This window comes from Rahnella sp. CFA14(1/10) (genome assembly GCF_004195095.1).
Lineage (GTDB): Bacteria > Pseudomonadota > Gammaproteobacteria > Enterobacterales > Enterobacteriaceae > Rahnella > Rahnella perminowiae.
On record NZ_SEWS01000006.1, the window covers coordinates 1 to 12,635 of the forward strand.

At 51.1% G+C, this 12,635-nt stretch carries 15 protein-coding genes; 2 read left to right on the plus strand and 13 right to left on the minus strand.

Features of this window, described 5'->3' with window-relative positions; genetic code table 11:
* The 9 genes from EVX52_RS12980 to fkpA all read right to left on the minus strand — a co-directional run.
* Nucleotides 1-238: GTP-binding protein (locus EVX52_RS12980; protein WP_238485749.1), on the minus strand; the 238-nt coding region annotated here is incomplete at its 3' end.
* 71 nt (nt 239-309) lie between these two features.
* Nucleotides 310-2,424: an elongation factor G gene (gene fusA / locus EVX52_RS12990; protein ID WP_129953757.1), complete on the minus strand. Its 2,115-nt coding sequence runs from the start codon at nt 2,422-2,424 to the stop codon at nt 310-312.
* A gap of 96 nt (nt 2,425-2,520) precedes the next feature.
* A complete protein-coding gene (gene rpsG, locus EVX52_RS12995; protein ID WP_005969574.1) occupies nt 2,521-2,991 on the minus strand; it encodes a 30S ribosomal protein S7 in 471 nt (156 codons plus the stop codon).
* Nucleotides 2,992-3,087: 96 nt separating this feature from the next.
* Nucleotides 3,088-3,462: a 30S ribosomal protein S12 gene (rpsL, locus tag EVX52_RS13000; RefSeq protein WP_013573668.1), complete on the minus strand. Its 375-nt coding sequence runs from the start codon at nt 3,460-3,462 to the stop codon at nt 3,088-3,090.
* 143 nt (nt 3,463-3,605) lie between these two features.
* On the minus strand, nt 3,606-3,893 hold the full coding sequence (tusB, locus tag EVX52_RS13005; RefSeq protein WP_129953758.1) for a sulfurtransferase complex subunit TusB: 288 nt from the start codon (nt 3,891-3,893) through the stop codon (nt 3,606-3,608).
* A gap of 13 nt (nt 3,894-3,906) precedes the next feature.
* Nucleotides 3,907-4,266, minus strand: a complete 360-nt coding sequence (gene tusC, locus EVX52_RS13010) for a sulfurtransferase complex subunit TusC (RefSeq protein ID WP_129991442.1) — start codon at nt 4,264-4,266, stop codon at nt 3,907-3,909.
* 22 nt (nt 4,267-4,288) lie between these two features.
* On the minus strand, nt 4,289-4,681 hold the full coding sequence (gene tusD / locus EVX52_RS13015) for a sulfurtransferase complex subunit TusD (RefSeq protein ID WP_129953760.1): 393 nt from the start codon (nt 4,679-4,681) through the stop codon (nt 4,289-4,291).
* Complete coding sequence (locus EVX52_RS13020) at nt 4,678-5,400, minus strand: transcriptional regulator (RefSeq protein ID WP_165383750.1); 723 nt, start codon at nt 5,398-5,400, stop codon at nt 4,678-4,680. The genes tusD and EVX52_RS13020 overlap by 4 nt, the downstream gene beginning before the upstream one ends.
* A gap of 265 nt (nt 5,401-5,665) precedes the next feature.
* A complete protein-coding gene (gene fkpA, locus EVX52_RS13025) occupies nt 5,666-6,526 on the minus strand; it encodes an FKBP-type peptidyl-prolyl cis-trans isomerase (protein ID WP_129953762.1) in 861 nt (286 codons plus the stop codon).
* A gap of 293 nt (nt 6,527-6,819) precedes the next feature.
* Here fkpA and EVX52_RS13030 point away from each other — a divergent pair, with 293 nt between their 5' ends.
* Complete coding sequence (locus tag EVX52_RS13030) at nt 6,820-7,038, plus strand: protein SlyX (protein WP_129954166.1); 219 nt, start codon at nt 6,820-6,822, stop codon at nt 7,036-7,038.
* A gap of 70 nt (nt 7,039-7,108) precedes the next feature.
* Here the strand turns inward: EVX52_RS13030 and slyD are convergent, their stop codons facing one another.
* From slyD to kefG, 4 genes are all read right to left on the minus strand, one after another.
* A complete protein-coding gene (slyD, locus tag EVX52_RS13035; RefSeq protein ID WP_129991443.1) occupies nt 7,109-7,708 on the minus strand; it encodes a peptidylprolyl isomerase in 600 nt (199 codons plus the stop codon).
* Nucleotides 7,709-7,906: 198 nt separating this feature from the next.
* A complete protein-coding gene (locus tag EVX52_RS13040) occupies nt 7,907-8,110 on the minus strand; it encodes a YheV family putative zinc ribbon protein (RefSeq protein WP_129953764.1) in 204 nt (67 codons plus the stop codon).
* 75 nt (nt 8,111-8,185) lie between these two features.
* A complete protein-coding gene (gene kefB, locus EVX52_RS13045; protein ID WP_129991444.1) occupies nt 8,186-9,994 on the minus strand; it encodes a glutathione-regulated potassium-efflux system protein KefB in 1,809 nt (602 codons plus the stop codon).
* Nucleotides 9,994-10,548: a glutathione-regulated potassium-efflux system ancillary protein KefG gene (kefG, locus tag EVX52_RS13050; protein WP_129953766.1), complete on the minus strand. Its 555-nt coding sequence runs from the start codon at nt 10,546-10,548 to the stop codon at nt 9,994-9,996. Before kefG ends, kefB begins: the two co-directional genes overlap by 1 nt.
* Before the next feature lie 129 nt (nt 10,549-10,677).
* Between kefG and EVX52_RS13055 the strand changes: the two genes are divergently transcribed.
* Complete coding sequence (locus tag EVX52_RS13055; protein ID WP_129953767.1) at nt 10,678-12,597, plus strand: ABC transporter ATP-binding protein; 1,920 nt, start codon at nt 10,678-10,680, stop codon at nt 12,595-12,597.
* Nucleotides 12,598-12,635 lie beyond the last annotated feature (38 nt).

Genomic DNA, 12,635 nt, shown 5'->3' on the forward strand with positions numbered 1-12,635 from the left:
CGTGCGCGTAGTGACGAGTCGGGGTGTCATATTCAACGTGTGAAGTGTTGATGGTGATACCACGAGCTTTTTCTTCTGGTGCGTTATCGATCTGGTCGAATGCACGTGCAGAACCGCCGTAGGTTTTAGCCAGAACGGTAGTGATTGCTGCAGTCAGGGTAGTTTTACCGTGGTCAACGTGGCCGATAGTACCAACGTTAACGTGCGGTTTGTTACGTTCAAATTTTTCTTTAGACACGGCTATATTCCTTACTCTTGTGCTCTCCCTTCAAAGAGAGAGCACGGGATCATTGTGTTTAAACCAGTGGCTTATTTGCCACGAGCTTCAATAACGGCCTGGGCCACGTTATTCGGCGCATCATCATACTTCAGGAATTCCATGGAGTAAGATGCACGGCCTTTGGTCAGTGAACGCAACTGAGTCGCATAACCGAACATTTCGGAAAGCGGAACTTCAGCATGAATCACAACGCCAGTAGCGTTAGATTCTTGGCCTTTCAGCATACCGCGACGACGGCTAAGGTCACCGATAACGTCACCAGTGTTCTCTTCCGGAGTTTCTACTTCAACCTTCATGATAGGCTCAAGCAGAACTGGTTTCGCTTTCTTAAAGCCATCTTTAAAGGCGATAGAAGCGGCCAGTTTAAACGCCAGCTCAGAGGAGTCAACGTCATGGTAAGAACCGAAGTGCAGACGCACGCCCAGATCTACTACCGGATAACCGGCCAGCGGACCTGATTTCAGCTGTTCCTGGATGCCTTTGTCAATCGCACCGATGAATTCACCAGGAATTACACCGCCTTTGATTTCGTTGACAAACTCATATCCTTTCGGATTCGTGCCAGGTTCTAATGGATACATGTCGATCACAACGTGACCATACTGACCGCGACCACCAGACTGCTTAGCGTGTTTACCTTCAACATCAGTAACTTTAGCGCGAATCGCTTCACGATAAGCAACCTGCGGCTTACCGACGTTAGCTTCAACGTTAAACTCACGACGCATACGGTCAACCAGGATGTCCAGGTGAAGCTCACCCATACCTGCGATGATTGTCTGACCAGACTCTTCATCAGTCCAAACGCGGAATGATGGGTCTTCTTTCGCCAGACGGCCCAGAGCCAGACCCATTTTTTCCTGGTCAGCTTTGGTTTTTGGTTCTACCGCAACGGAGATTACCGGCTCAGGGAATTCCATACGCTCCAGAATGATCACATTATCTGGATCACACAGAGTGTCACCGGTAGTCACGTCTTTCAGACCGATCGCTGCAGCGATATCGCCTGCACGAACTTCTTTAATTTCTTCACGCTTGTTCGCGTGCATCTGAACGATACGACCCAAACGTTCACGCTGTGATTTCACTGGGTTAAATACAGTGTCACCTGAGTTGACAAGACCGGAATAAACACGGAAGAACGTCAGGTTACCCACGAATGGGTCAGTAGCGATTTTGAACGCCAGAGCAGAGAACGGCTCAGCATCGTCAGAATGGCGAACTGCCGGAGTGTCTTTACCGTCATCCAACAAACCGTTGATAGCTTCAACGTCGGTCGGTGCAGGCAGATACTCAACAACAGCATCCAGCATTGCCTGTACGCCTTTGTTTTTAAACGCAGAACCACAGGTAACCAAGATAACTTCATTGTTCAGAACGCGCTTACGCAGAGAAGCTTTGATCTCTTCTTCAGTCAGCTCTTCGCCACCAAAGAATTTCTCCATCAGCTCATCAGAGCCTTCAGCAGCGGACTCAACCAGTTTCTGACGCCATTCTTCAGCCAGTTCTTGCATATCAGCTGGGATCTCTTCGTATTCGAAGGTCACGCCCTGATCGGCTTCGTTCCAGTTGATTGCTTTCATCTTCACCAGGTCAACAACACCGGTGAATTTCTCTTCCGCGCCGATCGCCAGTTGCAGAGGCACCGGAGTTGCGCCCAGACGTTTTTCAATCTGATCAACAACTTTCAGGAAGTTAGCACCCATACGGTCCATTTTGTTAACGAACGCGATACGTGGAACTTTATATTTGTTTGCCTGACGCCATACGGTCTCAGACTGTGGCTGAACACCACCAACAGCACAGTAAACCATTACCGCACCATCAAGAACACGCATAGAACGTTCAACTTCGATGGTGAAGTCAACGTGCCCTGGGGTGTCAATGATGTTGATGTGGTGTGGTTCGAACTGCTTAGCCATACCTGACCAGAAACAGGTAGTCGCAGCGGACGTGATGGTAATACCACGTTCCTGCTCCTGCTCCATCCAGTCCATGGTGGCTGCGCCATCATGAACTTCACCGATTTTGTGGTTTACACCGGTGTAGAACAGAACACGTTCGGTAGTGGTTGTCTTACCGGCGTCGATGTGAGCACTGATACCAATGTTACGGTAGCGCTCAATGGGTGTTTTACGAGCCATTTGATTCCTCTATAACTAGGACGTTCAAGTTCAGTTAACCCAAGCGGGTTGGCTTCTTGAAGCGCCCGCTTGGTTAGCATAACTACTGCGAAGTGATTACCAGCGGTAGTGGGCGAACGCCTTGTTGGCTTCAGCCATACGGTGAACGTCTTCACGTTTCTTAACTGCAGTACCTTTGTTCTCTGCAGCATCAGAAAGTTCGTTCGCCAGGCGGAGAGCCATGGATTTATCACCGCGTTTACGAGCAGCTTCAACGATCCAACGCATTGCCAGAGCATTACGACGAACCGGACGGACTTCAACTGGAACCTGATAAGTTGAACCACCTACGCGGCGGGACTTAACTTCGACAGTCGGACGAACGTTGTCCAGAGCGACTTCGAAAGCTTCCAGGTGGCCTTTACCGCTACGTTGAGCCAGGGTCTCAAGAGCAGTGTAGACGATTGCTTCTGCAGTAGATTTTTTACCATCTACCATCAGAATGTTGACGAATTTTGCCAGCAGTTCGGATCCGAACTTAGGATCTGGCAGGATTTTACGTTGACCAATGACGCGACGACGTGGCATGGAAATACTCCGTTGTTAATTCAGGATTGTCCAAAACTCTAAGAGTTTATTTTGACAGTAAAGTGAAAATGTTTGGCCTTACTTAACGGAGAACCATTAAGACTTCGGCTTTTTAACGCCGTATTTAGAACGAGATTGCTTACGATCCTTAACGCCTGAACAGTCCAGTGCGCCACGGACGGTGTGATAACGCACACCTGGCAAGTCTTTTACACGACCGCCACGGATCAGGATCACGGAGTGTTCCTGCAGGTTATGACCTTCACCGCCGATGTAGGAGGTAACTTCAAAACCGTTAGTCAAACGCACACGGCAGACTTTACGCAGTGCGGAGTTTGGTTTTTTAGGAGTGGTAGTATATACACGAGTACATACGCCACGTTTCTGCGGGCAAGCTTCCAGCGCTGGAACGTTGCTTTTAGCAACCTTCGTAGAGCGTGGTTTGCGTACCAGCTGATTAATTGTTGCCATTAAAAAGCTCCTGGATTTTGGTTCATAAACTACTTTGTAAACGCGTGATAAATCGCCCCATAAAAAGCATTAGCTAATATGGGGACGCAGAATTTTAGGGCTGACCTAAGAGGGTGTCAAGAAATATACAGCACATCGATGTTTCACCATGCTGTTTGCTGGGCATGTTTCTCAGTCAGCGCGACGAAACCAGTATAGTCGATCAACGTGATTTTGTGTGAAATTTGACCAACCAAACCGCGAGCCGCCAAATCTTCGCTTAAAACATAAATAGACTGCACATGATGACTCATCAGGTTGCATGCCTCACTGCCATCAAGTGCGGCCAGTACACCGTCCTGCATCAGCAAAAGCGCATCGTCTTGGGTGATCATATTAATAAGCAATGCAAAATCACAATGTTGCGGGGAATTGGCAAGCGTAAAAAGCATAGGATTTCCTGATTTAAAACGTCATGACCACATCATAATCAGCCAACCGCTGACGAATTTCAGCAACGGGTAACGTCTCAACATTCAGAACCCATTCATGACAAGCAGACAGGCCCCGCGTCTTTAAAGACTCTTCACAAACAAAACACTGATCAACATCGTAAAGAGATAACACGCCGAACGTGGCAATATAATTACGCGCTAAAATTTTTTCCGGTTGCTGCACTGGCATTAACTGGAAAACACCGTCAGACATGAAAAACACACCGATGCTTTCAGTCAGCGCGGAGGTCGCCAGCAAAGCATCCAGCCCTTCCCGCCCTGCGGACGTTCCGTGTGGGCCCTGCGTGAATACAAACGCTATCTTCTTCATTCTTGCTCCCTGTATTCACACATCAGAACTGTACCAGACGATCACAGGTCAGCGAAGCTTCAGCCAGACTGCCCAACCCGGTCAGGGTAAAACCTGGTTGTAAGTTAGTCTGCCCATGCCCCTGATTATGGGCTTCCGTTTCATCTATCACACCGCGACGCAACGCGGCGGCCACGCACACATTCAGCGCCACCTGATAATCTGCGGCCATACGCTGCCAGGCCCGGACCAGATCGAATTCATCGGAGGCCGGCGCGGAAAGCAAATTACCATTAAGCACACCTTCGCGATAAAAAAATACGCTGTCGAGGTGATGGCCGCTGGAGATCAGCGCCAGTGCAAACTGGTACGCGGCGCTGGCTTGCTGAGTGCCGTATGCAGGGCCGGTGACCAGCAGGCAGTAACGCAGTTTCAACGTTCGTTCCCCACCAGCTCACCGCTTTTAAACTGGCGGATATACAGGTAGACCGTATGCTTGGAAATGTTGAGGCGATCAGCAACCTGATTGATGGCATCTTTGATATCAAAAATACCTTTTTCATAAAGATTCAGTACAACCTGACGGTTTTTCGCATTGTTCGACACATTACGATCAGCATTGACTTCTTCAATCGTAAATTCCAGCGTTTGGGCAACCAGATCATCCACGGATGAAGCGAAGTTAACGGACGAGGCAACTTCCTGCGTCTCCGGTGGCATAAACGTCTGAATAATTTGCGAGAAAGGTACGTCAAGATTCATGTTGATGCACAGCAGGCCAATCACACGCTGCTCACGGTTGCGTATGGCAATGGTGACAGATTTCATCAGCACGCCACTTTTCGCACGGGTGAAATAGGCTTTGGACACATTACTGTCAGCACCGGTCATATCATGCAGCATGCGCAGTGCCAGATCAGTAATCGGCGAGCCGATTTTACGACCAGTATGCTCACCATTAGCAATCCGAACCGCTGAACATTTCAGGTCTTCCAGAGAATGCAGAACAATTTCGCAATGCTCACCAATCAGCATTGCCAGCCCATCCACCACAGCCTCGTAGGAAGACAAAATCTCGTGATCAACCTGGCTGAAAGGACGTTGGTCCAGCAAATCCAGTTCGCCGGTTTCGCCAGTTATAAGCGAATTAGACATTGAAGCTACCACCCTCTATATCGCGCCTTCCAACGGGAGTCAGGACGCATTATTCATCAATTCAGGGGCGTTACTGTATCAAAAATACAGAATAAACGGCCTGACGATTATATGGATCTGTGACGTTATGCCGGGGAGACAAAAGCGTCAAGTTATCATCATAGAGTAACCGCAATAAAAAGAAGGGCTGGTTCAAATAAAAGTCACATGCCAAAAAAAAACCGCCGCATTAAGCGACGGTTTTTATGCAGTAACTCAGCACGACTTAGTTTGCTTTTGGTGCAGCTTCTGCTTCAGCAGGTTTTTCTGCAGCTTTTGGATCAGCTTTAGGCGCGGCTTTCACATCCAGCAGTTCAACGTCGAACACCAACGTGGAGTTAGCCGGGATCCCCGGAACGCCAGTTTTGCCGTAAGCCAGTGCCGGTGGGATGACCAGCTTGATTTTGCCGCCTTTCTTGATGTGCTTCAGGCCTTCGGTCCAGCCAGGGATAACACCGTCAAGACGGAAGGACAACGGCTCACCACGAGTGTAAGAGTTATCGAACTCAGTTCCGTCCGTCAGCGTACCTTTGTAGTTAACAACAACGGTATCGCTGTCTTTAGGTGCTGCGCCGGTACCTGGTTTTTCAACCTGATACAGCAGACCTGATTCAGTCTTCTTCACGCCTTTTTCTTTGGCGAAATCAGCACGGAATTTGTCGCCTTTGTCAGCGTTAGCTTTGGCATCCTGCTCCATCTTAGCCTGCGCGGATGCTTTCACACGACCTTCGAAGGTTTGCAGAGTCTGCTCAATTTCCTGATCAGACAGTTTGCTTTTATTTGCAAACGCATCCTGAACGCCAGAGATCAACTGGTCTTTATCCAGTTTGATGCCCAGCTTTTCTTGCTCTTTCAGGGAGTTGTCCATGTAGCGACCCAGAGATGCACCCAGAGCATAGGCAGCCTGCTCGTCATCACTTTTGAATTTGGCCGTGTCTGTTGCTGCCGGAGCAGTTGCAGCAGGGGCGGCGGCTGGCGCAGTTGCAGCAGCGGCCGGTGCTGTGGCTTCAGCAGCCATAACCTGAGTGGCATTCAGGGCGATCGCCATGGTGGTTGCCAGCAGAGTTACTTTAAACAGTGATTTCATCCATTTCTCCAAGACCAGAAGTGTATGACCTCTGGTAATAATTACGAAAGTTCGGCGGTTACTATAACTGTCCGTCTCACGACAAAACAATCTCTATACACGTCATTAGCGTCTTATTCCGACCTTTTTTGCATCAATAAGTTTCGTCACAGGATCGGCATATACGGATAAAGCGTCAGGGAGGTCAGGTAATCCTGTGGCTTTACGGGTAGAATCGCCGGTCTACAATACAGGATGAGGTTCCGGTCAATGCTCAACATGATCAACGTGGGCCACACAGTGAGGTAATGATGATGAACTCAAACACCGTTGAACAACGTCTGGAGATGCTGGAAAACAAGCTGGCTTTCCAGGAGATTACCATTGAAGAGCTGAACATGATTGTCACACAACATCAGCTGGAAATGAGCAGACTGCAAGATCACCTGCGTCTGCTGACCGACAAACTCCGTGCCAGCCAGCCATCAATGATTGCCGATCAGTCGGAAGAAACCCCTCCGCCGCATTATTGATGCTGATTTCAACGTAGCAAAAAGGCGCCCGGGGGCGCCTTTTTCTTTAACTGCTAAACGTGCAACGCGATTAATGACAACCGCAACCGCCGTTTCCGCCGCAACCACCTTTCTTACCGTGATCATGACCGTGGTCGTGATCATGGTCGTGGCCGTGACCACCGCAGCAACCTTCACCATGTTCATGATCATGATCGTGGCCGTGTTCGCCGTGAACGTGGCCGTGAGCCAGTTCTTCTTCGGTTGCTTCACGGATAGCGACAACTTCAACGTGGAAGTTCAGATCCTGACCGGCCAGCATGTGGTTTCCGTCAACCACAACGTGGTCACCGTCAACTTCAGTGATTTCAACAGGCACCGGGCCCTGGTCGGTGTCAGCCAGGAAACGCATACCGACTTCCAGCTCATCAACACCCATGAACACGTCTTTAGGCACGCGCTGAACCAGGTTTTCGTCGTAGTTGCCGTAAGCATCGTTCGCACCAACATGCACGTCAAAAACATCACCAATGGCATGGCCGTCCAGCGCTGTTTCCAGACCGGAGATCAGGGAACCATGGCCGTGCAGGTAATCCAACGGTGCGCTCACCGGAGATTCATCAACCAACACACCGTCTTCTGTACGAACCTGATATGCCACGCTGATGACCAGGTCTTTTGCTACTTTCATGATAACTCCTACCGTTGGAAACTCAATTTGTTGTCTGCGGGCGTTTCGTAACGCACGCAACTTCGCTTAAGGCTAATTCAGTGACGGCCACTTTTCGATGAGATCATCCTGAAAAGCGCGACCGGATAAATTTGGCGAAGAGTGTAGCGGAAATCCGCGTCTCTGTACTAACAGCATAAAAAAACACGAGCCATAACGCTACTTCGGATCGAAAATACCAATCACCTGCTCTTCCGGCCGGAGTTTCTTGCTGACCTGCGCATCCGTCTGACGCTGATGGTGTCCGCACTTCACACACTCCACCACTTCCACCTGATCTTCCTGCCATAAAGCCAGCGTATCCATCGCCTTACATTTCGGACACACCGCGCCAGCGATGAACCGTTTACGGGTTATAGCCATATTACTTCTCCAAAAATTGCCGACATTGCGTCCGGTCAGTTTTCGATCAACAACCGAATTTTTTTCGCTACCGGACTATTCATCATCGTCCCAGCCATCAAGCTGGCGGCGTTCGTTATGCATTTCGCTCTGGAAGATATCTTCCAGTTCGCGCCGGGCTTCTTTCACACGGGAAATTTGTGCCACATCGCCACGGTTTTGCGGCACCAGTTCGCGCAACATACGCATATCGAGACGGCGAAAATGCTGTTGTGCACGGTACGCACTGTGCGGATGCATGCCCAGCGTCACGAGCGCTTTCTTACCTAACTCCAGCGCACTGGAAAACGTCTCGCGGGAAAAATTCACGACGCCCGCCTGCAAAAGCTCATGCGCTTCAACACGTCCGCGGGCACGCGCCAGAATATTCAGATGCGGAAAATGTTGCTGGCATAAATGCACGATCGCCATCGTATCCTCCGGTTCATTGGAGGTAATAACGATTGATTTTGCTTTTTCCGCACCGGATGCCCTGAGGAGTTCCAGTTCGGTCGCATCGCCGTAATACACTTTGTAGCCGTAAGTGCGCATCAGCCCGACGGCGCTGATATCGCGCTCCAGCACCGTAATGCGCATTTTGTTGGCCATCAGCAAACGCCCGATCACCTGTCCGAAACGCCCGAAGCCAACAATAATCACCTGCGGCTCATCATCCTGCACAAAGTGTTTTTCATCGCTCTCTTCGCCGTCGTTATAACGCTTCACCAGAATCCGGTCGACCCACTGCATCAGCAGCGGCGTGGTCATCATGGATAACGTCACCACCACCAGCAACAACGAAAGTTGCGAGGAAGAAATGACTTTTTGCGCACCCGCCGCTGAGAACAGCACGAAAGCAAATTCCCCGCCCTGACTGAGAACGGCAGAGAATTGCAGCCGGACCGAAGTACGTAAACCAAAAATACGGGACAGCCCGTACAACACGCCGGTTTTAACAGCCACCAGAATAATCACACCCGCCAGCACCAGCAAAATGTGGGTGTAAAGCACGCCCAGATTCAATGCCATACCGACAGAAATAAAGAACAGCCCGAGCAGTAAACCCTTAAACGGCTCGATGGCGATTTCCAGTTCGTGCTGATATTCGCTTTCCGCCAGCAAAATCCCGGCGATAAATGTCCCGAGCGCCATCGAAAAGCCCAGCGTATCCATAAACAATGCCGAACCGAGCACTACCAGCAACGCGGCGGCGGTAAACACTTCCCGCACGCCGGAGGCCACAATCAGCCGGAAAATAGGTCGCAGCAGATAGCGTCCGCCGATCAGCATCCCACCAAACGCCAGGACTTTCAGGCCAATCATTTCCCAGTTATTGCTGCCTTCGGAGCTGCCAGCCAGAATCGGAATCAGGGCCAGTGCCGGGATCACCGCAATATCCTGGAACAGCAGCACGGCGAAACCGAGCTGGCCGCCTTCATTACGCGTCATGCCTTTATCACGCATCAGTTGCAATGCCATCGCCGTCGATGACATCGCCAGCCCGATACCGCCAATCACCGCCGCCTGCCAGGAAAACTTCGTGAGATACAACAGGCCGCCGAGCACCAGCGCGGTCAGGATCACCTGCCCGGCACCAACGCCAAAAATTTGCCGCCGCAGCGCCCACAATTTCCCGGGGTTCAGTTCCAGCCCGATGATAAACATCAGGAAAACCACACCCAGTTCAGAGAAGTGCAGGATTTCATCCACGTCACGGATAAAACCTAAGCCCCACGGACCGATGGCAATGCCAGCCAGCAAATAGCCGAGCACCGCGCCGATACCTAAACGTTGCGCCAGCGGCACCGCGACCACCGCAGCGGATAAAAACAGCAGGATTGCCGTAGGTATATTTGAAACATCCATCAGACGATCCCTCCGTGCGGTAACGGGGATCGCAGCCATTCACCGTAGGCTTCAGCGTGGCTTTGCAACACATCAGGTTTCTGACGTCGTGCCCAGTAAATAATGATTGGCGTCATCCAGTGCATATGACACATCGCCGAAGTCAGTTCAAACGGGCGCATAATGTCAGACATCGGATAGCGGTTATAACCGCCTGCACGGTATGCGCCTTCCGGCTCACCGGTGGTGACGACCGAACGCCAGTATTTGCCGTTAAGTGCATTCCCGCCAGCACCGCTGGCAAACCCCCGCGCCAGCACGCGATCCATCCATTCTTTCAATAATGCCGGGCAGCTATAAGTATAAAGAGGGTGCTGGAAGACGATCACTTTGTGTTCGCGCAGCAACTGTTGTTCACGGTGGATATCAATAAAAAAATCAGGATAGTGAGCGTATAAATCATGCACGGTGACATGTTCAAGCTGCTGTGCCTGCTGTAACAAAACGCGGTTGGCGACTGAATCGGGTGATTCCGGGTGGGCGTAAAGCAGCAAAACCTTTGGTGGCTGCGACATCAATACCTCCAAAGCGTCGTCAGGGTGCGGTTTTTCCGTTACCATGCTTCGCAAAGACAAAATGGGACGCGATACGTCTTGTTTAAATCATTATCATGACAATTTAACATACTCTCAACACGGCGCTTTATGATTGTTTTCTCCTCCTTACAAATCCGACGCGGCACTAACGTGCTGCTGGACAACGCGTCTGCGACCATCAATCCCGGCCAGAAAGTCGGGCTGGTGGGCAAAAATGGCTGCGGTAAATCCACCCTGATTTCACTGCTTAAAGGTGAAATGAGCGCCGACGCAGGCAACCTGACTTTTCCGTCCAACTGGGCACTGGCCTGGGTCAATCAGGAAACACCGGCTCTGGACGAGCCTGCAATAGAGTATGTTATCGACGGTGACCGCGAATTCCGTCAGCTGGAAGCACAATTACAGCACGCCAACGACCGCGATGACGGCCACGCCATCGCCACGCTGCACGGTAAACTTGATGCAATTAACGCCTGGACCATTCCGGCGCGTGCGGCGAGCCTGCTCAGCGGGTTGGGATTTACGCAGAATCAGTTACAGCAGCCGGTCAAATCCTTCTCCGGCGGCTGGCGCATGCGTCTCAACCTTGCGCAGGCGCTGATTTGTCGTTCCGATTTACTGCTGCTTGACGAACCGACCAACCACCTGGATTTAGACGCGGTGATCTGGCTTGAAAAGTGGCTGAAAAGCTACACCGGCACGCTGGTGCTGATTTCTCATGACCGTGATTTTCTGGATCCTATTGTCGATAAAATACTGCATATCGAACAGCAGACGCTGAACGAATACACCGGTAACTACTCGTCTTTCGAACGCCAGCGTGCGACCAAACTGTCGCAACAGCAGGCTTTGTTTGAAAGTCAGCAGGAAAAAGTGGCGCATCTGCAAAGTTATATCGATCGTTTCCGGGCGCAGGCGACCAAAGCCAAACAGGCGCAGAGCCGTATTAAAATGCTGGAGCGCATGGAGCTGATAGCCCCGGCGCACGTAGACAATCCTTTTCATTTTAGCTTCCGCTCACCGGAAAGCTTGCCCGATCCGCTGCTGCGGATGGAAAAGGTCAGCGCCGGTTATGGCGACACCACGATTCTGGAGTCGATCAAACTGAATCTGGTGCCGGGTTCACGTATCGGTTTACTCGGCCGTAACGGTGCAGGTAAATCGACGCTTATCAAACTGCTGGCCGGAACCATGCCGCCGCTTCACGGGGACATTGGGCTGGCAAAAGGCGTCAAACTCGGTTATTTCGCTCAGCATCAGCTGGAGTTCCTGCGCGCAGAAGATTCGCCGCTGCAACATCTGGTGCGTCTGGCGAATAAAGAAACCGAACAGCAATTGCGCGATTATCTCGGCGGATTTGGTTTCCACGGCGATAAAGTGACGGATCCTACCGGGCGGTTCTCCGGCGGTGAAAAAGCGCGCCTGGTGCTGGCGCTGATTGTCTGGCAGCGCCCTAACCTGCTGCTGCTTGATGAACCGACCAACCACCTGGATCTCGACATGCGTCAGGCACTGACCGAAGCGCTGATCGACTTTGAGGGTGCGATGGTTGTCGTGTCGCATGACCGCCACTTATTGCGTTCCACTACTGACGATTTGTATCTGGTACACGGCGGCAAAGTGGAACAGTTCGACGGCGATCTGGAAGATTATCAGCAATGGCTGGTGGACATTCAGCGTCAGGAAAGCCAGCAGGATGCACCGGCTAAAGACGGCGGCGTTAACAGTGCGCAATCGCGTAAAGATCAGAAACGTCGCGAAGCCGATTTCCGCAACCAGACTCAGCCACTGCGCAAGCAAATCACCAGGCTGGAAGCACAGATGGAGAAACTGGGTACCGAACTGGCAGCAATTGAAGCCCGTCTGGCCGACTCCGCCATTTATGACATCAGCCGTAAGGCCGATCTCACGGAGTGTCTGCAACAGCAGACCAAAGTGAAAGGTGCGCTGGAAGAGACTGAAATGACCTGGCTCGATGCCCAGGAACAACTGGAAGAAATGTCTAAAACTTTTGATATCGACAGCTGATCGTATGCTCACAAACGGGAAAGGAGCCGTGATGGCTC